Raw genomic sequence first — 24,376 nt, 5'->3', positions numbered from 1 at the left:
AAGGTCTCGAATGTCAGGCGAAACGATAGGCACTGAACGGCGACAGATCCTGCCGGGTCGGCCGGCCCGCGACAAGGTCGCCGATCAGGCGGCCGGTCGTCGCGCCGAGCGTGAGGCCGAGCTGGCCGTGGCCGAAGGCCATGTAGGTGTTGGGTAGCCGCTTCGAGCGGTCGATCACCGGCTTCGTGTCGGGCAGGAACGGTCGATAGCCGACGCCGTACTCGACGCGCGCGGTCCGCAGCTCGGGCAGGATGCGTCGGGCCTTTTCCAGGATGATGTCCGCGCGCCGGAAGTTCGGTTGCGCATGGCGACCGGCGAACTCGATCGTGCCGCCGATCTGCAGGCCACGTGTCATCGGACTGAAGCAGAAGCCGCCGTCCGCGTAGATCACCGAGTGACGGAATTCGACACCCGGGTCGGCGAGCAGCGCCTGATAGCCGGCGATGCCTTCGAGCGGCACGCGCACGCCGAGCTGGTCGAAGAACTGCCGCGCGCCGGTGCCGGCCGCGACGACGACATGGTCGGCCGCAATGCGCTCGCCGTTCGCCAGTGTCACGCCCGTCGCGCGTCCGGACGCCTCGTCGATGCGTGCGGCGTTCGCGCGGATGCGGCGTCCGCCTTGCGCTTCGAAGCTGGCCGTCAGCGCCGCGATGAAGCCCTCGGTATCGCTGACCGCACGCCAGTCGGGAAACAGCAGCCCGTGCCGGAACCGGCCGGCGAGTGCTGGCTCCAGGTCGCCGATGTCCGCCGCAGTCAGTCGCTGCGACTGGAACCCCAGCGATTGCCGCAGGTCCAGATGCGGTTGCTCGTGCGTGATGCCGGCCGGATCGTCGAACACTTCGAGCACCGGGCGCTGGCCCAGCAGCGCGCGGTCGCCGCATGCATCGAGCAGCGGCGCATAGTCGGGGTAGACGTCATGGGTCAGCGTGGCCATCGCCTGCGCGATCGATACGATCTTCGCGTGGCGGGCCGATGCGACGAAGCGGAAGAACCACGGCAGGATGCCCGGCAGTGCGCCCGGCCGCAGCGCAAGCGGCCCCTTCTGGTCCATCAGCCAGCGCGGAACCTTCATCAGGATGCCCGGCTTCGACAGCGGGATGACCTCGCTGACCGCCATCTGGCCGCAACTCCATTTCGCGGTGCTGTCGCCAGGGGCGGCCGGATCGATCAACGTGACGGCGTACCCGTCGCGCTGCAGATAGAGCGCGCAGCACACGCCGACGATTCCACCGCCGATCACGACGGCCGTTTCATCGCGTGCCACGCCGGGCGAGGCGGGTGCATGGTCTCGCGGAATCGCGTTCAATTGACGAACTCCTGCAGGCTGAAGCCGTGCGCATACGGTTGAGACGAATCGACGCGATACTGCGCGCGGCCCGTCACCCAGGCGCGCCCCTCGATGCTCGGCCGCACGGCGTCGAGCCCGCTGTCGAGGCGCGTGACCGATTCGACGCAGCCGATGAAGCGGCTGCCGATCAGGCTTTCATGGCAATACGCTTCGCCCGCGTTCAGCCAGCCACGCGCGAAGCGCTGCGCGACGCGTGCCGAACTGCCGGTGCCGCACGGCGACCGGTCGACGAGACTGTCGCCGGCGATCACCACTGCGCGCCCGTGGGCGTCGGCCGCGATCGGCTTGCCGGTCCACATGCAATGCCGGATGCCGCGAATGGCTGGATGGTCGGGATGCACGACGTCGATCGCGTCGTTCACCGCGCGTTGTACATCACGGCCATATGCGAGCAGTTCGTCCGGCGTGAAGTGTTCGCAACCGGGGAAGTTCGGCTGAACCTCGACGATCGGATAGAAGTTTCCGCCGTACGCGATATCGACGGCCAGCGTGCCGAGCGCCGGAATCGCGATCTCGATGTCGCGTGCGAGCAGGAAGCTCGGCACGTTGGTGAAGCGCACCGCGCTCACGCGCTCGCCGTTCATCTCGTAGCGCGCGACGATCTGCCCGGCCGGCACGTCGACGGTGACCGTACCCGGTTGCTTTGGCACGACGAGGCGCTCCTCGATCGCAAACGCGATCGAGCCGATCGTCGCGTGACCGCACATCGGCAGGCAGCCCGACGTCTCGATGAACAGCAGGCTGAAATCGGCGTTGTCGCTGACGGGCGGATAGAAGATCGTGCCCGACATGTGGGCGTGGCCGCGCGGCTCCAGCATCAGCGTGCGGCGAACCCAGTCGTGATGCGCGACGAAATCCTCGCGGCGTGCGTTCATCGTCGCGCCCTGCAGCGCCGGCGCGCCGTCGATCACCATCCGCACCGGCATGCCTTCGGTATGGCCTTCGATACAGGTAAAGCTGTGAATCGTCATGTTGGGATGCCCTCGGTCGACGTACCGGCGCCACGCGGCGCCGGTACGGGTGCGCGTTATGCCTGCGACGCCTCGAAGACCGCGCGGAAGGCCGCCTTCTCCTGGTCGGTCAGCGGCTGCAGCGGCATGCGCGCGTTGCCGACCTTGAAGCCGGCCAGCTCGCAGCCGTACTTGACCTTCTGGATGAACTTGCCCGACTCCATGCTCGCCATCACCGGGAACAGCGAGCGCATCACATTCTGCGCGCCTGCGATGTCGCCGGCCGAGAACTTGTCGTAGAAGCTCACGACCTGTTTCGCGAAGCAGTTCGCGGGCCCGCAGATCCAGCTCGTCGCGCCCCACAGGAAAAAGTCGAGCGCCTGGTCGTCCGAGCCGCACGACAGCTGATAGTGATCGCGGTACTTGCCGCCGATCTCGATCGCGCGCAGCAGATTGCCGCTGCTTTCCTTGATGCCGATCACCCGCGGATGATCCTTGAGCGCGTCGAGCACGCCAAAGCCGACCTCGACGTTCGTGCGCACCGGGTAGTTGTACAGGATCACGTTCACGTCGGTCACCGCGGCGAGAATCGCTTCGTAGTGCCCGATCAGTTCGTCCTGCGACGGCAGCGCATAGTACGGCGGCGCGATCAGGATGTTCGTGTAGCCGGCATCGCGCGCCTGGCGCACCTGCTCGATCACTTCCCGCGTCGACGAGCCATTCGCGCCGGCGATCAGCGTGCCGCGGTTGCCGACCACTTCGCGCACGGTCTTCATCACCGCGCGGCGCTCGTCGTGCGTGAGCGCGTAGTATTCGCCCGTCGAGCCCAGCGGTACGAAGCCGCTGACGCCCGCGGCGAGCTGATATTCGAGGATCGACGCGAGCGTGTCGTGGTCGACCGCGCCCGATGCGTCGAACGGCGTAACGAGTGCGGGCAGAATGCCTTTCAGTTGCATGAGATTTCTCCGGCTTGATGAGAGCGTTGCGAGTTAATAGGCATAGCGCCTGAGCATCCTGGACTCCACTACGCCGACCAGGCGGGTCAGCGGAAAGGCGACGAGGAAATAGATGACGGCAACCGTCGTCAGGAACTCGACGGGGCGCGCCGTGCTGTTCGATACGTTCTGGCCGACGAACATCAGGTCGGCGATCCCTACCGACGAAATGAGCGCGCTCTCCTTGAACAGGCTCACGACGTTCGACAGCAGCGGCGGAATCGCGCGCAACAGCGCCTGCGGAAAGATCACGTAGACGATCTTCACGTGCGGCGACAGGCTGAGCGCGATGCACGCGTCGTGCTGCTCGCCGGCGATCGATTTCAGCGAGCCGCGGAACGTTTCGCTCGTGATCGCGGCCATGTACAGCGTCAGCGAGATCAGCACCGACAGGTACGGCGGGATCGGCAGCCGCAGCACGACCGGGAAGCAGAAGAACACCCAGAACAGCTGGATCAGCAGCGGCGTGCCGCGGAAGAATTCGACGAACGCGGTGACCGGCCCGCGCAGCCAGCGCGACGGCGACATGCGCAGCAGGCTCAGCACGAAGCCGAGCAGGCTGCCGACGATCGCGCAGGTCACGGTGAACGCGAGCGTCAGCCCGAGGCCTTTCGCGAGCACGAGCCAGTACGGCCAGACGACGGAAAAATCGAGGTTCACGACGGGCTCCTCAGCGCTGGACGGCGACGTCCTGACGGCGCTCGATGACGTGGACGAGTTTCGCGATCGGCAGCGACAGCGCGAAATACACGAGCGCGACCACCGAGTAGGTTTCGAGCGGCCGGTACGCTTCGGTCGCGATGCTCTTCGCGACGTACATCAGGTCGGCCACCGCGACGATCGCGACCAGCGCGCTTTGCTGCAGGCTGCCGATGCCGTTCGTCAGCAGCACCGGCATCGCACTGCGCAGCGCTTGCGGCAGCACGACGTAGATCGTGCGTTGCCACGGCCGCAGGCCGAGCGCCACCGCGGCGTCCAGATGTTCCTTCGGCACCGCCTGCACGCCGGCGCGATAGGCCTCCGCGTTGAACGCGGTGAGGTTCAGGCCAAGGGCGAGCACGCCCATCGTGATCGGGTCGATGAAGACGTCGACCATCATCGGGACGCAGTAGAAGAACCAGATGATCTGCAGCAGCGCAGGCGTACAGCGGAAGAATTCGATGAAGAGCTGGGCCGGCCAGCGCACGATCGTCCAGCGGCTCATCGCGAGCAGACACAGCACGAAGCCGAGCACGAGGCCCATCGCGTTCGCCGCGACGGCCAGCACGACGGTGACTTTCAGCCCGTCGATCAGCGCACCGATACTGCCGGCGAGGAAACTGAAATCGAAGTGGTAGTTCATGGCTTCGGCCTCAGTCGAGATGCAGGACTTTTTCGAGGAATTCCCGCGTGCGGGCTTCCTTCGGACACTTGAAGATCTGGTCCGGCGCACCTTCCTCGACGATCTTGCCGTTCGCGCAGAACACGACGCGCGTCGCGATGTCCCGTGCGAAGTGCATGTCGTGCGTGACGATGATCATCGCCATCTTCTGCTCGGCGAGCTGCAGCATCACGTTCTGAACTTCGACGACCATCTCCGGATCGAGCGCGGACGTCACTTCGTCGAACAGCATCAGCTTCGGTTCGAGCATCAGCGCGCGCGCGATTGCCACGCGCTGTTTCTGGCCGCCGGAGAGCTGGCTCGGATAGGCGTGCAGCTTGCTTTCGAGGCCGAGGCGCGCGAGATACATGCGCGCGCGCTCGGTGGCTTCCGCCTTCGACAGCCCGCCGACGCGCACCGGTGCGAGGATCAGGTTGCCCAGCACCGACAGGTGCGGAAACAGCGTGTAGTGCTGAAACACCATGCCGACCTGCTTCTGCAGCTTCGCGTCGATGCGCCACCCGCCGCGCGCGTCGCCGCCACGGATGTACGGCGCGCCCTGGAACGCGATCTCGCCGTGCTGGATACCTTCCAGCCCCATCATCACGCGCAGCAGCGAGCTCTTGCCGCTGCCGCTCGGGCCGATGATGACGAGCCGGTCGTCGGCGCGCATGTCGAGGCTCATGCCGTCCATGACGACGAGGTTCGCGCCGTATGACTTGTGGACGTCGCGCAGCCGCACGAAATCGCTCGCCGGCGCGGACGCGGCGAAATGCGTCGTCGAAAGGGGATGCATGGCCGACCTGACGGCCGTCGTTTGAGGCGACAACATGACTGTCTCTCCTGTGGCGCCCGATGTCGGCGCGCCAGGTGCGAATCGGAAAATCGAAGCCCGTCGACGGTGCGCCAGGCCTGCTTGCGCGACGCTCGCTTACTTGCCGGGAACCAGCATGGCTTGTACGGAGGTCTTGATGAGGCGGTTCACCGCACCGGATTTGATCTGTTGTGCGAGGTAGCCGTTGAGCACGTCGAGGTCGGCTTTCGGCGTGTCCTTGCGCAGGCCGAACGCGACTTCCTGCTGGGCGAGGGGCGGCGCCGGGTTGAAGCTGGCCGACCAGTCCGGATGCGCTTCCGTCAGCAGCATGTTGGTGATGTTGGCGTCCGCGAGCAGGTCGGCGCGCTTCGAGATCAGCGACAGGCGCGTCTCGTCGTTGCCGGGCAGCCGCATGATCCGCGCCTGCTTCAGTTCGGCGGAAATCGCCTTGTCCTGCGACGTGCCCGACATCACCGCGATCGTGAGGGTCGGCTTGTCGATGTCGGCGATCGAGCGAAGGTTCTTCGGGACCCGCGGGTTGTTCTTGTTGTAGACGAACGAGACGTTGTAGTCGGTCGCCGGCGCGGAGAAGGCGACCGCCTTTTCGCGTTCGGGCGTGTCGTTCAGCGCGAGCGACAGGTCCCACTTGTCCGACTGCAGGCCGGCCACGATGTTGTCCCAGCTCGTGTCGACGAACTCGACCTTCACCTTCAGCACGTTCTGCCCGAAATCGCGGCACAGATCCGAGAAGAAGCCGCTGTACGCGCCGGTTTTCGGGTCGCGCATCACGTACGGGGGCGCGACCGCGGCGCCGCAGCGCAGGACGCCTGCCTTTTTCACGCCGGCCCACGCGTCGGGCCCGGCGGCATGCGATGCGGTGGCGGCGAACAGCGATGCGGCCACCGCCGTGCACACGGCGATTTGACGAGAGAAACGAGACAGTCGATTCATGGTGTCCTCACTGGAGATGGGTAAACCCGCATGCCTGCACTATCTGACACACAATTCTGTGTGTTTTATTGTGTACAACATTGTGTGCATATTAGAAGGGCAAAAATCGCTGTGTCAACGAGAAGTTGTCCTGTGGGGAGGCGGGGTTTTCCCCGGGTGCCGGGCGCGGGTTGCGTGGGGCCGGTGGGGGGGCGGTGCGCCGGAGCGCGAGGGAAAGGGGGCGAGACGAGGGGCGGGCGGGGTGCCCGGTGTGCAGAAAGGCCAGCCGGTGGCGGTGGCGGGCGGGCGAGTGCGGGGTGTGGTGAAACCGCTGTCGCGGTGGAGAGGCGGTCGGATGCCGTCGCGTTGTCCGCCGACGGCGTCGTTGTTTCAGGTTGGCGGCGGGGGAGAGAGCTCTCCCCGCAGCGACTTGCGGCGCGTTATTGCTTCACCGCCGGCGCACCCGCCTCCACGCCCGGCACACCGTTCGACCCGTAGGCTGCTTCGGCGCTCTTGTGCTCGGCGAGCCGCTTGGCAGCCAGACGCTCCTGCGCGGCGACGATGTCGCCCGGATAGTTGTCGCCGTCGCCGGCGGTCGGCTCATAGCCGACCGACTCGAGATCGAACAGCTCCTGGCGCACCTGTGCACGAGTGAGCGTCGAGTGCGACGACTGCGCGTACGAGACAGTCGGTGCGGCGAGAAGAGCGGTGGCGGTAGCGGCAACGGTGGCGATGGTGACGATGATGGATTTCACGATTTCCTCAGACGGTTTCGTTGCGGTTCGGCGTGTTTGCTGGCTGAACCGACGAGACAAGTTTAGGAACCCGGAACGGCCGGATAAACGGCGATTCCTGACCAGCTGTGTTCCTGAATACGTGAGAGTGGGTGACGCGCGATGTCCGGGGTAGCCGCTTGTTGCCTGGTTTTTTAGCGCGGAATGCCGATCGATGAGGGGCGCGCAGCCATTCCGTCAGGCTGGCTATGCATTCGATGTTCTGCGGGCAGACGCATGCCTGCCCGGCACGGCTAATCGTCGAAGCGCGGGAATGCCCGCTGGCGCTTCATGTCCTTCAGCCAGTCCTTGACGTTGGCCGGATCGTCGAACTCGCGCAGCGTGAGGTTCAGGTCGTGGATGCTGCGCTGAGTGCCCGCGATGTCGCGCGTGAGCATGCGCATGATGGTATCGGGCGCGACCTTGACGGACGGCGCAATCCCGTAAGTCCGCCGGAATCCGGTCTCGACGTCCTGGATCTCCTGATCCAGCTCGCGAAGCTGATCTTCCAGGATGCCGTTGTAGCGCGCGAGCCGATCTTCGCCGAGGCCGTTGATCGCGTGCCGGTCGATCTGTTCGATCTCCAGTTGCAGCTCCAGCAGTTGCAGGAGCTTGCCGTTCGCATAAGCGTGGTTGACCCGCTGCATCAGCACGGTCTTGCGTTCCTGTTCCCGGGGATCGGTCTCGCGATCGGGGTGCAGCGCGCTCGCCAGCTTGCGATAGACCTCGCGGATCGACCGGCTCGCTTCGGCCTGCTCGGCTTCGCGTTTCGCCAGCGCGGCGGATTGCCGGGGTGCTTTCTTGCGCTTGGCGCGCTGGGCCTCGCGGGCCGCGTGCTCGGCCATGTCCCGCTCGAACTGTTCGTCCAGTTCGGCCTGCATGCGCGCCATGAGTTCTTCGGGCGACAGCGAATCGAGATCGTCTGCCGCTGTCACGCCGGGCGTCGATTCCGATTCGGCCTTCGGTTCCGGCTCGTCTGCTACGTTGCCGTCGTGCTCGGCCGCGCTGTGCCGGTCGTGGATGGCCTTCAACTGCGCGTCGTCGCTGAAGTCGAGCAAGTCGCGAGCCATGTTGGCAATCATCCCGGAAAGGGTACGCTGCTCGGCCTTGCTCAATCCCTTCTGCAGGTATGCGTCGTCGAGCTGATTCAGCAACCGGATCCGCAGCGCGGTCGACGTCTGTTCGAGCGGTAACAACTCGTCGACGAATTTCTTCTGGAAGACCGGCATCACGGCTTCCCACGCGCCGAGACGCTCGCGCCGCTTCTCGATCTGCTGGACGAGCGTATTGAACGCTTTCTGGGCTTTCGACAGGCTGGCTGTCTCGTGGCCGGGCGCGATGGCGACCGCTGTTCCGCGACGTGCGGTCATGTGAATGTCCTCCGGCCGCGGCAGGACGCGCAGCAGGCCGGTATTTTAGCCGGTTGTCCTGCGGGGTAGCCCGGATGGGCGTGCTCCCCCGCAGCGACCGGCCGCGCGTCAGCGCTTCACCGTTGCGACCGCCGGCGCGCCCGAATACGTGCCCGAATACGTGCCCGGCGCGCCACTCGACCCGTAGGCCGCTTCGGTGTTCTTGCGTTCGGCGAGGCGCTTGACGGCCAGGCGTTCCTGCGCGGCGACGATGTCGTCCGGATAGTTGCCGCCGTCGCCGGCCGCGGGGTCGTAGCCGACCGATTCGAGATCAAACAGCTCCTGGCGTACCTGGTCGCGCGTGAGCGTCGAGTGCGACGACTGCGCGTACGACGCGGACGGTGCGGCGAGCAGAACGGTGGCGGTAGCGGCAACGGTGACGATGGTGACGATGATGGATTTCACGATTTCCTCAGATGGTTTCGTTGCGGTTCGGCGCGACTGCGGCAGGCCGGACCGATGGGGTGGGTTCAGGTGCCCGGAACGGCCGGATCCACGGCGATTCCCGGCGAGCTGTGTTGCAGAAGGCGCGAGCGTGAGCGACGCGCGCGCCGATGCGATCAGGCATCGGCGATCGCCGCGATGGCCGTTCCCGCCTGCACGGCCCCCGACGACCGCGGTGCGGCGAGCGACGGCAGCCTGAAGCGTGCGGCCGTCAGATCGACGAATGCGCGGACCTTGCCGGGCAGGAATTCGCGGCCCGGATACACGAGCGAGACGGTGACGCTGTCGTTCACGATCCGGTAGTCGTCCAGCACGGGGGTCAGCGTGCCGATGCGCAGGTCGTTCGCGACCATGTACTCGGGCAGCAGCGCGACACCGCTGCCGGCCAGCGCGAGCTGGCGCTGCATCAGTGCGCTGTTGACCGTGATCGGCGCGTCGAGCGCGATCGTGTCGATCGTGCCGTTCGGGCCGGCCCACCGGTAGGTGCGTGCACCGGTCGCCAGGCCGACGATGCGGTGCGCGGCCAGATCGACCGGCCGGCGCGGCGCGGCCGCGTCCAGCAGATAGGCGGGTGACGCGACGGCGACGAGCGGTGCATGGACCAGCGTGCGCGACACGACGGAAACCGACGTGATCATCGTGTCGGCGACGATGCCGGCGTCGAATCCGCCGCCGAGCAGGTCGACTTCCGATTCGGTCAGCGTGATGTGCAGCGACACGTCCGGATGGCGCGACTGATAGTCGGCGAACAGGCCGGCGAGCTCCGGCGACATCACGCTGTGCAGCACGACGACGTTCAGGTCGCCCGCGATCCGGCTCGATTCCTGCGTGGCGCGCGATTCGATTTCGGCGAGGTCGCTCAGCAGCGCACGGCACGCTTCCGCGTAGCGGATCCCGATCCCGGTGAGCACCGTCTTGCGTGTCGAGCGTTGCAGCAGCTTGACGCCGAGGTGCGATTCGAGATCGCCGACATAGCGTGTCACCAGCGACGGCGAAAGATTCAGCTGATGGGCTGCATGAGAGAAATGGTGCGTGTCTGCAACCTTGAGAAAGACCCGCATCGCACTGAACAGATGATTCACGTCGGTTTCCGGGGAGGCGTTGAAGGGAGAGGCGTGGCGTGCCGGCGGCGTCCGCAGCGGGCCGGATGACGCTTGCGGGTTCAGCTGCCGAAGTAGACGTTGCAGAAGCTCGCCGGGCCGACGCAGTCGGCATCCGGCGCGGCCGGATGGCTTGCCGGCGCAACGCGAAGCGGAACGACGGTCTTGGTCGCGGCGGAGGCCTGCGTGCCCTTGTCGTCGCTCGAACGCGCGGCGAGTTGCGCGGTGTAAGCCGGGGCGGTGGGTTGCGCCGCCTGGCGAACCGCCGGCGCAGCCGGTTGCTGCTGCGCGCAGGCACTGGCGGCGACGCCCGAGAAAGCGATCAATGCAACGGCGAGACGGGTCAGGACAGGATGTATCATTTAGGATTCCGATAATAATTTGATATGGTGTTCCAGATCGACCTGGCATGCCGGGGCAGTCGAATCGTCCTGTCGATGCCGGGGAGCGTGTCGGACCTTCTGTCGAGTCGGGTCGACGTTATCGACGTCATCAACGTAGTGCGGAAGGTGTCTGCGACACAAGATCCGGAGTCTCGACGCCGGGATTCGGCGCGACCGATTCACCTGGAATCGATAGTGAAAGAATGAAGGAAATCCCTGATCGCGTCCAAGGCGAATTTCCGATCCTGTCGATAAGACAAAATGATGACTCATTCGCATCTGAATCCATTTGATATGGATTGCGAATCAAAATTTATAAAAATGGAAGTGTGAGGTGACGGTCATCGCGCTCGTCGAGCGAGCGCCGGCGTCAAGCGCTTGTGCGGGGAGTATGCCGGTGCGTCGTCACGCGGACGACGCACCCTGCAAGATCAGGCGTGGTCGAGCGTCGTGATCGTGCGCAGCGATGCCAGGCTGCCGTGCTCGAGCATCTCGTGAACCAGATCGGCGAACGCGGTCGACGCGACGGTGCGATAGGCGCCCTTGCGGCGCAGCAGCGCAACGGTCCGCACCGGGAAGGGCGGATCGAGCGGCACGTACTGCAAGTCGCGGTGCTCGAATTCGATGGTGCCGGGCAGGATCGTCGCGATCTTGCCGCGGCTCACGATCTTCAGTACCGCGCTGATCGAATTCGCCTGCAATGCGACATCGGGCTGCATGTCGTATGTCTGGAAATAGCTGTCGACATAGAAGCGCGACACGAAGCTCGTCGTCAGCAGCGCGAGCGGCGTGTCGGCGAGTTGCAGCGGCGTGACGGGCTCACGCTGGGTGGTCAGCGGATGCGACCGGCCGACCACGAGCATCAGGCGCTCGGGAAACAGCGCTTCGGCCTCGATTTCGTCGTTGCGAACATCGACGAACCCGAACGCAAGGTCGACCTGGTCGTCGCCGAGCGCCGCCTCCACCGCGTCGAGCGACATCTCGTTCATCTCGATCACGATGCCCGGATGACGCTCGTGGAACAGCTCGATGACGGGCGCGACCAGATACTCGGTGAAAGTCGGCGTGAAGGCGATCCGCAGCTTGCCGCGCGACAGGTCGTGCACGTCGTGCAGCGCGCGCTGCGCGGTGAGCAGGTCGTTGTGCGCGCGGCGCACGTATTCGAGGTAGACGCTGCCGAAATCGGTGAGCTGGACCATGCGTCCGCTGCGGTCGAACAGTTGCGCACCGAGCTCGTCTTCGAGCTGGCGCACCTTCTGCGACAACGCCGATTGCGACACGCTGAGCGCCTCGGCCGCGCGCGTGAAATTGCGGTGCTCGTCGATCGCGAGCAGATAGCTGATGTTGCGAAGCAGCGGGCTGCGTTGGGTGAACTTCATTTTTCGCGGAATGGGTCGCGGGTCACGTAGGTCCGGCATCTCGCCATTATGCGCCGGAAGGCGGGCGGCGGAACGCGATGGGGCCGGGTATTCGGCGACGATGTCACGGTTGGTCATTGCCAGCCGCCTCCGAGTGCGAGGAACGTGGTGATCTGGTCGTTGTTCACGTCCTGCCGGGCCGCCGCAACGGCCGTTTCGGCCGCGAGCCAGGTGCGCTCGGCGTCGAGTGCCGCGAGTCCGCCGACCCGCCCGCCGCGCCGCAGTTCTTCGGTTCGCGCCATCACGTCGCGCGCCGCGTCGCGCGATGCCTCCAGGCGCTGCAGCCGGTCGAGCGCGCCCGCGTAGGTGTCGAGCGACGTTTCGGTTTCGCGCAGCGCGGTGAGGACGGTTGCATCGAAATGCGCGAGGCTCGCACGGCTGTCGGCCTGTGCGGCGTCGATGCGGTCGCGAATCGTGCTGCGATGGAGATTCCACGTGACCATCGGGCCGATCGCGAAGCGGTTCGTCAGCGGCGTGAAGAACGCGGCCGCGCCGCCGGTCGAACCGATGCTGGCACCGAGCCTGATGTCCGGATACAGCGCGGCCGTTTCGACGCCGATGCGCGCGGTCGACGCGGCGAGCCGGCGCTCGGCCGCGCGGACGTCGGGCCGGCGCTTCAGCAGCGCGCGCCCGTCGCCGGACGGAATCGGCGTCGACAGTTCGAGCGGCTTGTTACACGACAGCAGCGCGCGATCGTAGTTTTCCGGCGGCTGGCCGGTCAGCGTCGCGAGACGGAACGCTGCGTTCAGTCGGCGCGCACGCAGCGGCGCGAGCTGCGCGCGGCTGTTCTCGATGCCGCCCTGGTCGCGCTGCTGCTCGAAGGTCGGCGCACGTCCGTTCGAGATCAGCTGGCGGGTGAGGGCGAGGCGGCGCTGCTGGACGTCGATCGAGCGCTGCAGCACGTCGATCTGGTTGCCGGCGTTGCACAGGTCCGAGTACGCACGCGTGACTTCCGCGCTGACGTTCACGCGCACGAGATCGCGCGCAGCGGCGACGGCCTCGTTGTCGGCGGATGCCGCTTCGATCCCGCGCCGGATCCCGCCGAACAGGTCGAGGTCGTAGCTCATCTCGAGTCCGATGTTGTAGATCTCGTGCCGCGGCGGCTCGACGTGCGACAGGACCGACGCCGCCGATTGCTGCGTGTAGTTCGTCGATGCGTCGACGCCGGCGCTCGGCTCGCGCGCGGTGCGCGTCGCCGCGAGCAGCGCATTGCTGCGTTCGAGGTTCGCCTGCGCGGCGCGCAGGTCGACGTTGCTTGCCAGCGCCTTTTCGACCAGGCCGTCGAGCGTCGGGTCGTTGTAGAGGCGCCACCAGTGGTCGGGCAGCGGGTCGCTCGACGCAACCGATGCACCCGCAACGAACGCATGGTTGGCGGCCGGTGCGTTCACGAGTGCGTTCGACGGCACGCGATAGTCGGGGCCGACCTCCGCGCATGCGGCGAGCGCGATGCACAGCGCTGCGATGGCAGTCGTACGCAGGCTTACCATGGCAGGCTCCGGTGTACCGTGACGTCGCCGGCCCGCGCATGAATCTCGACCGACGCGGTCTGCCCCGGCACGAGCCGCACGCCGGGCGGCACCGAATCGATCGCGATCCGCACCGGGATGCGCTGCGCGAGCCGCACCCAGGTAAACGCCGGGTTCACGTTCGCGAGCTGGGCATCGCCTCCCGCGCGCTCGCGGTCCTCGACGCCGCCGGCGATGCTCTGCACGTGGCCGCGGATCTCGCTCGCCACACCCATCAGATAGATGCTGGCCGGATCGCCGACATGAATCGCCGGCAGCTTGGTTTCCTCGAAGTAGCCTTCGACGCGCAGCGACGTGTCGTTCACCAGCGCCATCGCACCCTTGCCGGCGCTCAGATAGACGCCCGGCAGCAGCCCGACGTTGGTCACCGTGCCGTCGATCGGTGCGCGGACGAGCGTGCGTTCGAGGTTCAGCGCGGCGAGGTTGCGTGCGGAGCGGGCCTGCGCGAGCGCGGCGCGCAGCTTTTCGACGCGTGTCGTGCCCTGCTGGGTCGATTCCTCGGCAACCACGTCCGGCATCGCGCGATTGCGGCGGTCCTCGCGAATCGCTTCGTCGAGTTCGGCCTGCTCGCTCGCGACGTTCGCGTCGGCCTGTTCGAGTGCGATCCGGTAGCGCGACGGGTCGATCACGAGCAGAACCTGGCCCTTCGTCACTTTCTGGTTGTCGTGTACGCGCACGTCGGTGACGAGCCCGCTGACGTCCGGGGCGATCGGCACCACGTCGGAGCGCACCTTGCCGTCGCGCGTGAGCGGTTCGATCTGGTAGCGGACCCACAGCCCGTAGATCGCGCCGAGGATGCCGAGGATGATCGCGACCGTCAGCACGGTGCGTAACAGGGGAATGATTCGCTTCATGTTCAGGAAAGGAGGCGATACGGAAAATACGCGTCGGCGAGACGGGCGATGCCCCACCACAGCAGGAAGAAGGCCGCCAGTTCGAGCAGCGCCGGTTGCCAGAGCAGCACGCGCAGCGGCAGGCGAAGCAGCACGCCACGCAACAGGAACGTGACGATCAGCGCGACGACGGCCCACGCCAGCGCGGACGGCAGGTAGATGCCGAAAATGTGGATCTCTTCGATCATCGCGTCGTTCCTTCGACGAGTTGCACATGCGGGAACAGGTTGCAGCGCATGCCGACGAGCGCGAGCAGCGTGGCGTCGTCGCGGCCGGTCGTATTGCGCGCGGCGGCACCGATCGCGCGGTTCAGCGTGCGCATCAGCGATGCGGTGGCGGGAACCGGATGGTGCGCGTCGGCGCGTGCGCGATACAGCGCCGACACGGCCTCGAGCGCGGCCTCGATCGCGACACGCGTCTGCGCATCGCTTCTGTCGAGTCCTTCTCGCACCTGGATGATGTTGCGGCCGATGCGCAGGTCGCTCAATCCGTCGACCGCATGCAGCGCATCACCCGGATTCGCGAACGCCATGCGCGCGGCGACCTGGCCGAGCCGGTCGACCGCGCGCGCGGTCCAGGTCGGCGCGTCGAGCGGCCGGTGCGGGTCGGCCATCTGCGCGAGATCGGCCCAGTTCTGGCGCACGATCCGGTAGGCGGTCCAGCGCGTGCTGGCCGAGCGGAACAGTTTGGTCACGACGAGCGTCGTGACGATGCCGCCGACCTGCGCGAGCCCCGTATTGAGGAACAGCGCGAAGTCGGCCTGGAAGCGATCGAGAAAGCCCATGGCGACGATGAAGCAGGAAAACATCGGGAGGGCGCGCGCGGTGCGCGCCGGATCGGCCTGGATGTAGCCCATCCAGATCAAGGCCGGTGCAAGCGTCAGGATCAGCATCCCGGCGCCGTCGACACGCGGCAGGATCACGAACAGGTACAGCGCGGCGAGCGGAAAGGTGACGAGCGTCGAGACGAGGTAGCGGCCGATCACCGGTGCGGGATCGTCCTGTGCCGCGAACGAGCAGGTGACGAGCGCGGCGAACGCGGCGGTTGCCGAGCCGTTTGGCCAGGCAAGCAGGATCCACACCGCGCAGTAGATGACGATCGCGGTGGTCGTCGCGGCACCGGCGAGCAGCGCGAGGCCGTGATCGCGCGCGAGCTTGAAGCGGCGCGTGCCGTCGGCGGGCGGCAGGTGGCGTTCGAGCTCGGCATCGCTTTCCGCGAAGGTCCGCACGAGCCCGCGCGCCGCGTGCAGCGTGTCGATGAAATCGGCGGTGCGGTCCAACAGGTTCGCGGCGAGCAGCGACGTCCAGGCCGGGTCGGCCAGGCGCTCGGCCGCCAGCGCACGGCAACGCGCGGCGAGGCCGACGTCGAGCGCTTCGCCCACTTCCTGCGACGCGTGCAGGTCGTCGATCACCGCATCGACCAGCGCGGCGGTTTGCGCATCGACCGCGTTCAGCGAGCGCAACTGGTCGAGCCGGTTCGCGGCGGCCGATGCGATCGACAGCAACGCCGCGAGGCGATGCTGCAATGCCGTGACGGTGTCGCGCGTGGCGAGTGCGAAGCGCTGGTCGAACGGCAGCGTCGTCGCGATCATCCCGAGTTCGGTGACGTCGGCCGCGAGCTTGCGGCGATGCTCGTGCTCGAGCCGCGTGTGATGCGTGCCGAACGCTTCGGCGGTCCAGCGGCACGCATCGCCGAGAAACGACAGCGCGCGTTCGTGGATGACCGGCCGGCTGTTCGCGGGCTTCAGCAGCATGTGCGTGATCGTCACGCACAGGATCGCCACCGTCATTTCCTCGACGCGCGACACCGCGGTGATGAAGATGTTGGTCGGATCGTCGAGATACGGAAAGCAGATGACGGCCGAGCTGAACGCGGCCATCTGGAACAGGAACGCGCGCGGCGTGCGGTCGAGCACCGCCAGATAGATGCAGAAGCCGATCCACAGCGCGAGGCACAGCACGAGCAACGCTGGCGAATTCTGCAGGTTCGGGGCGACCACCACCGACACGACCGCGCCCGCGGCGATGCCCGCGAGCCGGTAGATCGTCTTCGGACGGAAGGCGCCGGCCATCGGCTGCGAGGTCACGTAGACGGTCAGCAGCGCCCACCACGGGCGCGGGAAGCTGACCGTGAACGAGATCAGCAGCACGAGTGCGGCCGCGATAAACGTGCTGATCGAGAACAGGAGCTTTCTCGGATCGATGGAGAATGGGTCGCGCGGCCGAAGCGGCGCGACAGTGGCTTGCGACACGTCGGGTTCCTTTGGCGAGACTGGCGAAGGGGATTGCAGCGATTGCGCTAGGGCGCGGGAGGCGGAGCGCCGCACGTCATGTCGTGCGGCGCCGTTTTGCGGCGTGTGCGACGCGGGAGGGCGGCGGGGTGCATGGAAAAAAGCGTCCACGCGAAGCGGGGTGTTGTGGCAGGCATGTCAAGCACGAGTGCGCGCCTTTTCCTTGTTATTCAAGCACATGGCCACGCGTTGGGGGGACGGCGGGTGCCACGGAAACTCGGGTAGGAAGGATCAGGGTTTCATTCGATTGCGATGCCCGAAATTGTGCGCTGCGGCGCGCGCGGCGTCCAAGTCGGATTTCTGACCGGGGCAATCGGTTTTACTTATCGTGCGGCGTGCCGGGGCGCAAGAATGCCGATTGATGTCGACGCGGACGAATCGGCAGACTCATCGCGGGCGCGTGATGGGCGACGTGCGGGGAATCGGTTGTACGCGCAACCGGGCAGGCCGGATCGCGTTCCGTCAGTCGCCGAACAGCTGCCCCTGACCGGAGATTACGCGCTCGAAGTCGTCGCGCAGGAACGGCAGGATCGCGTCGGCGACGGGCTGGAGCTGGCGGCTCACGTAGAACGCATAGTCGATCGGCGAGCGCATGGTTTCGAGCGGCTCGGGGCCGGCCGTCGTCATCACGTAGCTGATCCAGCCGCCGCGCTGATACTGCAGCGGCCGGCCCTGTGCCTGGTTGAACTCGTCGGCGATCCGTGCCGCACGCACGTGCGGCGGCACGTTGCGCTCGTACTCGCGCAGCGGCTGGCGCACGCGCTTGCGGTAGACGAGCTGGTCGTCGAATTCGCCGGCCAACGTGCGCCGCACGGTGTCGCGGATGAAATCCTGGTACGGCTCGCGGTTGAACACGCGCCGGTACAACTCGCGCTGGAACTGCTGCGCGAGCGGCGTCCAGTCGGTGCGCACCGTTTCGAGCCCCTTGAAGACGAGATCCTCGCCGCCGCCGGCGGCCGCCGCGAGGCCCGCGTAACGTTTCTTGCTGCCTTCTTCCGCACCGCGCACGGTCGGCATCAGGAAGCGGCGGTAGTGCCGCTCATACTGCAGCTCAAGCGCGCTCTCGAGCCCGAAGTGGTCGCGCAGGTGCGCCTGCCACCAGCGGTTGATGTGTTCGACGAGTGCGCGGCCCTTCGTGCCGGCTTCGTCGTCGTCGTGCGCGCGACCGAGCCACACGAACGTCGAATCGGTATCGCCGTAGATCACTTCGTAGCCCTGAGCTTCGATCAGCTCGCGCGTGCGGTGCATGATCTCGTGGCCGCGCATCGTGATCGACGACGCGAGGCGCGGGTCGAAGAACCGGCAGCCCGTCGAGCCGAGCACGCCGTAGAACGAATTCATGATGATCTTCAGCGCCTGCGACAGCGGTGCGTTGCGCTGCCGCTTCGCCTCGTCGCGGCCTTCCCATACGCGGCGCACGATATCGGGCAGGCAGTGCGCGGTACGCGAGAAGCGCGCGCCGAGAAAGCCGGGCACCGACGCGTCGTCGCCGGGATTCGCGAGCCCTTCGATCAGCCCGGCCGGATCGATCAGGAACGTGCGGATGATCGACGGATAGAGGCTCTTGTAGTCGAACACGAGCACCGAGTCGTACAGCCCGGGGCGCGAATCCATCACGAAGCCGCCGGGGCTGTTTTGCCCCGTCACGTCGCCGAGGTTCGGCGCGACATAGCCGAGCCGGTGCATGCGCGGCAGGTACAGGTGCGTGAAGGCCGCCACCGACCCGCCGGTGCGATCGGCCGCGAGGCCCGTCACGCTCGCGCGTTCGAGCGCGAAGGACAGCAGGTCGGCCTTGTCGAAGATGCGCGTGACGAGCTCGCAATCTTTCAGGTTGTAGCGCGCGAGCGCGGGCTTGTCGTGATCGAAGCGGCGCTGGATCTCGTCCATCCGCTGGTACGGGTTGTCGATCGACTTGCCTTCGCCGAGCAGCGACTGCGACACGTATTCGAGGCTGAACGACGGGAACGTCCACGTCGCGGATTTCAGCATGTCGATGCCGTCGAGGATCAGACGGCCCGCCGCACCCGCGAAGAAGTGGTCGGGCTGCTGGCCGTGCGCGCGCCAGTCGAGCACGCTGCCGCCGCGCCCGAGCTTCAGCGGCACGCCGTATTGCTCTGCGTGCGCGTGCAGGATGCGCAGGTCGAACTGCACGAGGTTCCAGCCGATCACCGCATCGGGATCGTGTTCGTCGAACCAGTCGTTGAGCCGCGCCAGCATCGCGGGCCGGCTGTCGCAGTAGTCGAGGCGGAAGTCGATGGCGCGGGCTTCGTCGCTGTCGTCTCCGTTCGGCGGGCCGAGCATGTAGACCTGCCGTTGCCCGCAGCCTTCGAGCGCGATCGAATACAGCTCGCCGTGGACGCTGGTTTCGATGTCGAGCGACACGCAGCGCAGCGCCGGGCGATAGCCGGTCGCGGTTTTCAATTCGGCGCCGGTCAGCGTGCCGTCGCGGCCGGGCTGGCCGCGAAACTGCACGCAGGCCGTGATGAAGCGCTCCATCGCGTAGCGGTCGGGCGGCTGCACGTCGGCTTCGTAGACGTCGACGCCGGCCGTCGCGAGGCGCTTCTGCAGCCCGGACAGATGACGGTAGCGCTTGCAATAGAGGCCGACGACCGGGCGCTGCCGGAAGTCGCGCAGCGCGAGCGGACGCAACTCGATATCGCGCTCGCCGGCCAGCGCGCGTTCGGCGAGCCCCTGCTGTTCGGCCGGAATGAATGCGACGGCTTCCTGCGGGCGCAACTGCACACGGCGCGGACCGCGTTCGGTTGCCAGCCAGAACTCGATCTCGATGCCGGTCGCGGTGTCCCGCCAGTGGCGGGTGAGGATGAAACCCTGCTCGAACTCCGTCAAAACGCTCGCTCGTCGTGGATGCCCAGGCGGCGGATTTTAGCGCTTGAGCGGGTGGTGTGCCGGGATGGGGGCGATACCGTCCCGGCGTCCTGGCCAATGATCGTATGATTCGGAGTCGAATGAACCAATCCGGAATCGTTTAATGAAACTCGCGATCGATCGCATCGCACGTGTTGCCGGTTACGTTGTTGCTGCGGCCTGCCTGGGTGGAAACGGGAGCGCGATATTCGCGGCCCCGACATCGAAGGGTCTGCCGGCCGCCACGGAAGCCAACTGGATACAGGCGGTCAAGCGGCATCGCACCAAGGATGGCGCGACGGTTGCCGAAGTGCTCGCCTATGCGGAAAAAATGCGGCCGCGCATCTTCAAGGCCGGACGATTCGACGTGGGTTACAACGGCGCGACCGGGGCTGCCAGCTCGGTTTCGATCGGCTACTGGATCGGATCGAAGCGCGCACCGGACGATGCGTTCGTCGATCTCGGCTATTCGATGTCGCCCGATGGCCGCGTGATGCCGGTTTCGCCCGACGAGCATACGGCAACGGCACTGGAGAATGGGCGGAAGGCATTTCTGCGTGCCGTCGACGACGCCTATCGGGACACATGCCTGTCCGATCCCGATCATCCGCCGGCATGCTGACAGGCATCGTTCACTACTGTCGTCACCCGATTTGCACGACCTGATACATGGCGGGTCACGTGCATTCATCGTTCGCATCGCGTTCACCGCCGGCGCGTGTTCTGCGCGCGCCTGCTGTTCGGCGCGGAATCAGGCAACGGTGAGCCGTTGCGCGACACGCCACTCGGTGCGCGCGGTATTGAACGGCTGGAGCAGCCAGCGGCGCGCGGCGACCGTGTGCCGCTTTTGCGTCACATATGCGTCGACGGAGAGTTCGAGCGCGTCGTCGTCGACGCGGGCGAGCGTGGCGGCCGCGCCCGATCCGTCGGCGAATTCGATCACGGCCGGATGCGGCTTCGCGGAACGCGGCGCGTCATTGTCGAAGGTCACGACGCTGCCGGGATACAGGTGCGAATGGGTTGCGCGTAGCAGCAGGGCGGTGGGCATGGCGGGCGTTCCGGACGGTGTAGTGCGGCAGAGGCCGGTGACGGCTGACGGCCTTCATGAGCATGAGCATGCGTGGCGCATTCAGGTTTTCAATGATTTGAATACCGCCCGATTGACGTCACGGAATCATCGTTCGTAGAATCGCCGGTCAAGAACAACATCATTCCGAGAGAGGCGCTATGGTTGCGCACCGTATGGTCGTAGCGATTGAGCCATGAACCGACACCTTTGGGTGGTTGTGTTGCCCGTTCTGTTGTGTGCATGCACGAAACGAGCGCCCCAGGCGACCTCATCGCCTGACATGGGTGCCGTGCGCGCCGATCTTGCGTTCACCTGCACGCATCAGGCGGACCGATTGCCGCCACTCGATCCGCAGGCCGACAGCCTGTTCCGTTACGCGCGATACCTGGAAAAGAAGAACGGCCCCAGGGACTTCAATGATGTTGCCCGCTACTACAGGATCGCAGCGGCGCACGATCATTACAAGGCCAACCAGAACCTGCAATCGCTTGTGTCACAGGGGTTGGCCAACTCCCCCGATGCGCCGGCCGAGGTTGTCGGCCTGGGCATGGAACTGGTCAAGCAAGGTATCCCGAGCGGCTACTACGATATCGGTCACGCTCTCGAGACAGGCTATGGTTTGAAGCAGGATGCCGAGGGCGCACTGCGCTACTTTCGCAAAGCGGCCGATCTTGGCAATCCAGAAGCCCAGTTCTATGTTGGAAACCTGCTGTTGCCCAACGATAAAGCGCCCGCTATCGCGAGACAAATGTTGGCCTGTGCAGCCGATCAAGGATCCGGTCAGGCTGCCAACTTGCTGGGTGTCGATCAAAAGACAGGGGGTTTGTATCCCGATGCTGCCAGGACCTTCCAGAAAGGGGTAAGCGCAGGCGATACCCTGTCTGCCTCGTTCCTGAGAGATGGATTCAAAGGACCGCCGCCGTCGAATCAGCTCGATTACCTCGCGCTGCAAAGCGATCCTGAACGGACCCGGCGATACGATCTGATCGGGAAATTTCTCGATGCCAACGATGGCCGCAACCCGACCGTACCCGACATCGACAAGATCGTTCCATTACCGCCCGCCAGGCTCCCGCCATGGGACGGCACGTTCCAGTGGCAAAAGGAACGGGATGCGGCCACGCCGCCGAAGCAACCGACGGACGCGCTCGTCAACGAGATGGCGAAGGCCAGGCATCTCGATCCGGCGACAGGGCTGCCGCTCCCGGGATCGGCAGACAACACCTCGCACACCGAGCAACCTGACAACGCCGCGTCCCGTTTGCCGTTGGGTACGGTGGCACGAACCGGTCAACCCGGCCCGGAACAATTCACCTGACGGTCTGGCGCGACACCATTGACTGATCACTCCATTTACCCAGGAATCCCGATGACCTCACCCTCCCGGAAACGCTCGTTACCCGGCGCCGCCGCACTCATCGCAGCGGCCATTACCACGGCGCAGTTCCTGATCGTCCTCTACGTGTGGTCGACGAGGTCATCACCGTCCGTGGGTGTGCTGGCTGTGCAACTGTCCAGTTTCATCCAGAGCCTGGTATTTCGAACCGGCCTGGTCTTCCTGATCGTCCGATGGCACGGAGAGCATCGCGATCGGCTTGCATTCCGCCGTCCCGTGCGGCCGTTGACAGCCTACGCGTTATGCCTGCTGCTCTGGCAGGCCGCGCAGATACTGGTATACCAGGCGCTGACGGGACTGTTGGATAGTGGTGCCCTTAGCCTTGCGCAAATGGGGACGATCATCGCCCCGGTGAATGCCGTCCTCTATGCGCTGGTGGCCGGGCTGGCGTGGTGGTTTGTCGCCTACCTGTTCCGCAACGATGCGTTGCCCGGGGCGGCGCGCGGTAATCCACGACGGTCCATTGCGGGTCTCGCGGCCTGGCTGTATGCCAGCGCACTGCTGCTCTTCATGCCGCAAGCCGTGCTGATGTCGCTCAACTACTATGACGACAATCTCAAGCTTGTGATGTTGAACTATGTCGGAGGCCTGGTCATTTGCGCCGCGGTCGTCTTCGCCGGCGCGATGTTCGGCCTGCCGCGCGAACTCGGTCGGCTGCACGTCTGGCGTCTGCTGGGGGCGTCGCTCGCGTCGATGGTATCTGTATTGCTGGTGGCTTACGGGGTGCTGAGCGTGGTGGGCGATACGCTCGGGATAATCAGTTTGCTGTCCGGAGTGATGCCGATCGTTGCTCTTGCCGGAACCGGCGTGGCCTACTGGGTATGGTTCCGCGTGTTCTATGCCGCTGCGCGTCGCGAGGCCGCCGAAACGTCACAACGCATGCCGTCTGCATGAAGGCCGCAAGTGGATAGATCTGCTCTCATCTTCTGACATCCCTGGAACGGTCTGATCGAGGTCGCTTGATGCCGATAGCAGCGCACCGGCCGTTACCGGTAACCCATTCGTTCCCCAGACCGGTTGCTGGCTGGCACGGTATTGCCTCGGGTCTGCATGCGTTGCGCGTGACGTCCGGTGCGGCACGAGCGAACCGTCCTGTTCAACCAAACTGGGCGGTCAGCCATCGTTCGGCCCATTTTGTCGCGTATGCAACCGCGTCATCACGCGCATCGAAGCCGGCCAGATCGCCGCTGGTGTGTACTTCCTGTTCATCTCCGCCCAGAAGAATCGTGGTGATCCTCGCATGCGCGATGTACTCTCCATCTGCCCTGCGAGGGGTGGGATCGATTTGGAACCGTGTCAAGTTGAATAGCATGGCTTCCTCCCTGTCGGGTTACCGCGAGCCAGGCTGTCGCGGGCGCAGCGCAAGAAACAGTCAGACATCAAGACGTGCGACGACCTGGCACGCTTCCTGACCGGAATCACGACCTGCCGACCCGTTTTCGCAGCGTGGCGCGCGACCGGGCACGAACGTCGGGAAATCATCCGTATCGACCTCGCGGCGAGGGTCACGGACAGGCTGGCGAATGACATGTCGCCTTGGGGGGAGGGGGGAACCCGTTGCTTCGGCAACCCTTCGGAGCAACGCTCAGGCGGCGGGACAAGAGGGGGAGCGCGGGCGCCATCCAATGGTGCACGGACGCTGGGTCACGGTGAGGGGCCAGACCGCATTCAGCGGGTATGCCGAGCGATGCGCGGGAATCGGTCACCGGTCATCCGACGGTTTGATCGTACGCCGTTCCATACGTTTGTATAGCGAAATTTCGAGCAACGCCTGCAGCCGCAGCCGGCCTTCGGGTTGCCGCGAAGGTGTGCGCGACGGCGGCAGCGCGTATAGTGGGGCTAGCCTTGTCGCCGGTTCCGTGGATCAGTCCTCGCATTCAGGGGCGACATCGTCCGGGCATCGGGCCGTGCAAGGGCGTCGATGCTTCAGGTTGGCATTGCGAATGTGTCGTCGACTTTGAAGCAGGCCGTGCCCTGGCTTGCACGAACCGGATCCGGACGAAACGGCGCCCCCATGAAAATCGATCACAGTTCCATTCCCTGCTACCTCGTCCTTCGTACCGGCTGGCCACCCTATGTATTGAATGCGGACCGCCTGGTGCTCCGCCGCGAAGCGAGCCCGTTGCTGTGCGCGTTTGCGCGAGCCCGCGGAGGGTTTGCGCATGTCGATGACGTCGCGTGGAACGGCTTCTCCGCCGCCGAGGGTCTTTCGGTGGTCGAGCGTCAGGAGACCGGGTTCTTTGCGTTGATCAATGGAACCGAGACCGAGCATCAATTGCGTTTGCTGGCCACGCTCTGATGTTGTCGCCGAGGTGGCCATGGTCGTCGAGTGCTCTGCCAGTTTGATCGTCGATCGGTGAGGACCGGACGACGGCCGCGTGGTCTGCCCGTCCGCCGAAAGCGCTTGACACAC

General features: G+C 65.7%; 24 protein-coding genes. 4 read left to right on the top strand and 20 right to left on the bottom strand.

What is annotated here, in order from left to right; translation table 11 throughout:
- Positions 1-13: 13 nt before the first annotated feature.
- The 18 genes from ACN8ZM_RS30075 to ACN8ZM_RS29990 form a co-directional block, all read right to left on the bottom strand.
- The gene (locus tag ACN8ZM_RS30075) at positions 14-1,306 is read right to left on the bottom strand and encodes an NAD(P)/FAD-dependent oxidoreductase (RefSeq protein ID WP_420211596.1); all 1,293 of its coding nucleotides are present in this window, start codon (positions 1,304-1,306) and stop codon (positions 14-16) included.
- Positions 1,303-2,319 (bottom strand): 4-hydroxyproline epimerase, encoded by a 1,017-nt coding sequence (locus tag ACN8ZM_RS30070; protein ID WP_420211595.1) that lies wholly within the window; start codon positions 2,317-2,319, stop codon positions 1,303-1,305. Before ACN8ZM_RS30070 ends, ACN8ZM_RS30075 begins: the two co-directional genes overlap by 4 nt.
- Positions 2,320-2,375: 56 nt before the next feature.
- Complete coding sequence (locus ACN8ZM_RS30065; protein WP_420211594.1) at positions 2,376-3,254, bottom strand: dihydrodipicolinate synthase family protein; 879 nt, start codon at positions 3,252-3,254, stop codon at positions 2,376-2,378.
- A 33-nt stretch (positions 3,255-3,287) separates the two neighbouring features.
- Positions 3,288-3,953 carry an amino acid ABC transporter permease gene (locus ACN8ZM_RS30060; protein WP_043179023.1) on the bottom strand — a complete coding sequence of 222 codons (666 nt, stop codon included), beginning with the start codon at positions 3,951-3,953 and terminating at the stop codon, positions 3,288-3,290.
- A gap of 10 nt (positions 3,954-3,963) precedes the next feature.
- Entirely contained in the window at positions 3,964-4,635 is a 672-nt protein-coding gene (locus ACN8ZM_RS30055) for an amino acid ABC transporter permease (protein WP_420211593.1), read from the bottom strand.
- Positions 4,636-4,645: 10 nt separating this feature from the next.
- On the bottom strand, positions 4,646-5,485 hold the full coding sequence (locus tag ACN8ZM_RS30050) for an amino acid ABC transporter ATP-binding protein (RefSeq protein ID WP_420211592.1): 840 nt from the start codon (positions 5,483-5,485) through the stop codon (positions 4,646-4,648).
- A gap of 99 nt (positions 5,486-5,584) precedes the next feature.
- Positions 5,585-6,418, bottom strand: a complete 834-nt coding sequence (locus tag ACN8ZM_RS30045; RefSeq protein ID WP_043179019.1) for a substrate-binding periplasmic protein — start codon at positions 6,416-6,418, stop codon at positions 5,585-5,587.
- Positions 6,419-6,837: 419 nt separating this feature from the next.
- Positions 6,838-7,152: a DUF4148 domain-containing protein gene (locus ACN8ZM_RS30040; RefSeq protein WP_043179016.1), complete on the bottom strand. Its 315-nt coding sequence runs from the start codon at positions 7,150-7,152 to the stop codon at positions 6,838-6,840.
- Positions 7,153-7,424: 272 nt separating this feature from the next.
- Positions 7,425-8,540, bottom strand: a complete 1,116-nt coding sequence (locus tag ACN8ZM_RS30035) for a J domain-containing protein (RefSeq protein WP_420211591.1) — start codon at positions 8,538-8,540, stop codon at positions 7,425-7,427.
- A gap of 108 nt (positions 8,541-8,648) precedes the next feature.
- Positions 8,649-8,984, bottom strand: coding sequence for a DUF4148 domain-containing protein (locus ACN8ZM_RS30030; RefSeq protein ID WP_420211590.1), 336 nt, complete (start codon positions 8,982-8,984; stop codon positions 8,649-8,651).
- 155 nt (positions 8,985-9,139) lie between these two features.
- A complete protein-coding gene (locus ACN8ZM_RS30025) occupies positions 9,140-10,105 on the bottom strand; it encodes a LysR substrate-binding domain-containing protein (RefSeq protein ID WP_420211589.1) in 966 nt (321 codons plus the stop codon).
- Positions 10,106-10,185: 80 nt separating this feature from the next.
- A complete protein-coding gene (locus tag ACN8ZM_RS30020) occupies positions 10,186-10,485 on the bottom strand; it encodes a hypothetical protein (protein ID WP_420211588.1) in 300 nt (99 codons plus the stop codon).
- Positions 10,486-10,937: 452 nt separating this feature from the next.
- Positions 10,938-11,885 carry a transcriptional regulator CynR gene (gene cynR, locus ACN8ZM_RS30015; protein WP_043179008.1) on the bottom strand — a complete coding sequence of 316 codons (948 nt, stop codon included), beginning with the start codon at positions 11,883-11,885 and terminating at the stop codon, positions 10,938-10,940.
- 113 nt (positions 11,886-11,998) lie between these two features.
- Positions 11,999-13,411, bottom strand: coding sequence for an efflux transporter outer membrane subunit (locus ACN8ZM_RS30010; RefSeq protein WP_420211587.1), 1,413 nt, complete (start codon positions 13,409-13,411; stop codon positions 11,999-12,001).
- Entirely contained in the window at positions 13,405-14,304 is a 900-nt protein-coding gene (locus ACN8ZM_RS30005; protein ID WP_089453952.1) for an efflux RND transporter periplasmic adaptor subunit, read from the bottom strand. Before ACN8ZM_RS30005 ends, ACN8ZM_RS30010 begins: the two co-directional genes overlap by 7 nt.
- 2 nt (positions 14,305-14,306) lie before the next feature.
- Positions 14,307-14,531, bottom strand: coding sequence for a DUF1656 domain-containing protein (locus ACN8ZM_RS30000; protein ID WP_043179006.1), 225 nt, complete (start codon positions 14,529-14,531; stop codon positions 14,307-14,309).
- Positions 14,528-16,594 (bottom strand): FUSC family protein, encoded by a 2,067-nt coding sequence (locus ACN8ZM_RS29995; RefSeq protein ID WP_420211586.1) that lies wholly within the window; start codon positions 16,592-16,594, stop codon positions 14,528-14,530. Before ACN8ZM_RS29995 ends, ACN8ZM_RS30000 begins: the two co-directional genes overlap by 4 nt.
- A 501-nt stretch (positions 16,595-17,095) precedes the next feature.
- Complete coding sequence (locus ACN8ZM_RS29990; RefSeq protein WP_420211585.1) at positions 17,096-19,480, bottom strand: DNA polymerase II; 2,385 nt, start codon at positions 19,478-19,480, stop codon at positions 17,096-17,098.
- Between the two features lie 142 nt (positions 19,481-19,622).
- Here ACN8ZM_RS29990 and ACN8ZM_RS29985 point away from each other — a divergent pair, with 142 nt between their 5' ends.
- The gene (locus tag ACN8ZM_RS29985; protein ID WP_420211584.1) at positions 19,623-20,120 is read left to right on the top strand and encodes a hypothetical protein; all 498 of its coding nucleotides are present in this window, start codon (positions 19,623-19,625) and stop codon (positions 20,118-20,120) included.
- Positions 20,121-20,249: 129 nt separating this feature from the next.
- Here the strand turns inward: ACN8ZM_RS29985 and ACN8ZM_RS29980 are convergent, their stop codons facing one another.
- On the bottom strand, positions 20,250-20,546 hold the full coding sequence (locus ACN8ZM_RS29980; RefSeq protein WP_420211583.1) for a hypothetical protein: 297 nt from the start codon (positions 20,544-20,546) through the stop codon (positions 20,250-20,252).
- A 214-nt stretch (positions 20,547-20,760) separates the two neighbouring features.
- Here ACN8ZM_RS29980 and ACN8ZM_RS29975 point away from each other — a divergent pair, with 214 nt between their 5' ends.
- Positions 20,761-21,885, top strand: coding sequence for a sel1 repeat family protein (locus ACN8ZM_RS29975; RefSeq protein WP_420211582.1), 1,125 nt, complete (start codon positions 20,761-20,763; stop codon positions 21,883-21,885).
- 51 nt (positions 21,886-21,936) lie between these two features.
- A complete protein-coding gene (locus tag ACN8ZM_RS29970) occupies positions 21,937-22,857 on the top strand; it encodes a hypothetical protein (protein ID WP_420211581.1) in 921 nt (306 codons plus the stop codon).
- Between the two features lie 202 nt (positions 22,858-23,059).
- On the opposite strand, the gene ACN8ZM_RS29965 is transcribed toward ACN8ZM_RS29970, so the two are convergent.
- Positions 23,060-23,275: a hypothetical protein gene (locus tag ACN8ZM_RS29965; protein ID WP_420211580.1), complete on the bottom strand. Its 216-nt coding sequence runs from the start codon at positions 23,273-23,275 to the stop codon at positions 23,060-23,062.
- Positions 23,276-23,977: 702 nt separating this feature from the next.
- Between ACN8ZM_RS29965 and ACN8ZM_RS29960 the strand changes: the two genes are divergently transcribed.
- Positions 23,978-24,262, top strand: a complete 285-nt coding sequence (locus ACN8ZM_RS29960; RefSeq protein WP_420211579.1) for a hypothetical protein — start codon at positions 23,978-23,980, stop codon at positions 24,260-24,262.
- Positions 24,263-24,376 lie beyond the last annotated feature (114 nt).

It is taken from the genome of Burkholderia aenigmatica (assembly GCF_048627025.1).
Classification (GTDB): Bacteria; Pseudomonadota; Gammaproteobacteria; order Burkholderiales; family Burkholderiaceae; genus Burkholderia; species Burkholderia aenigmatica.
Note: the sequence above shows the minus strand (reverse complement) of the source record. Positions and strands in the feature narration are given on the sequence as shown.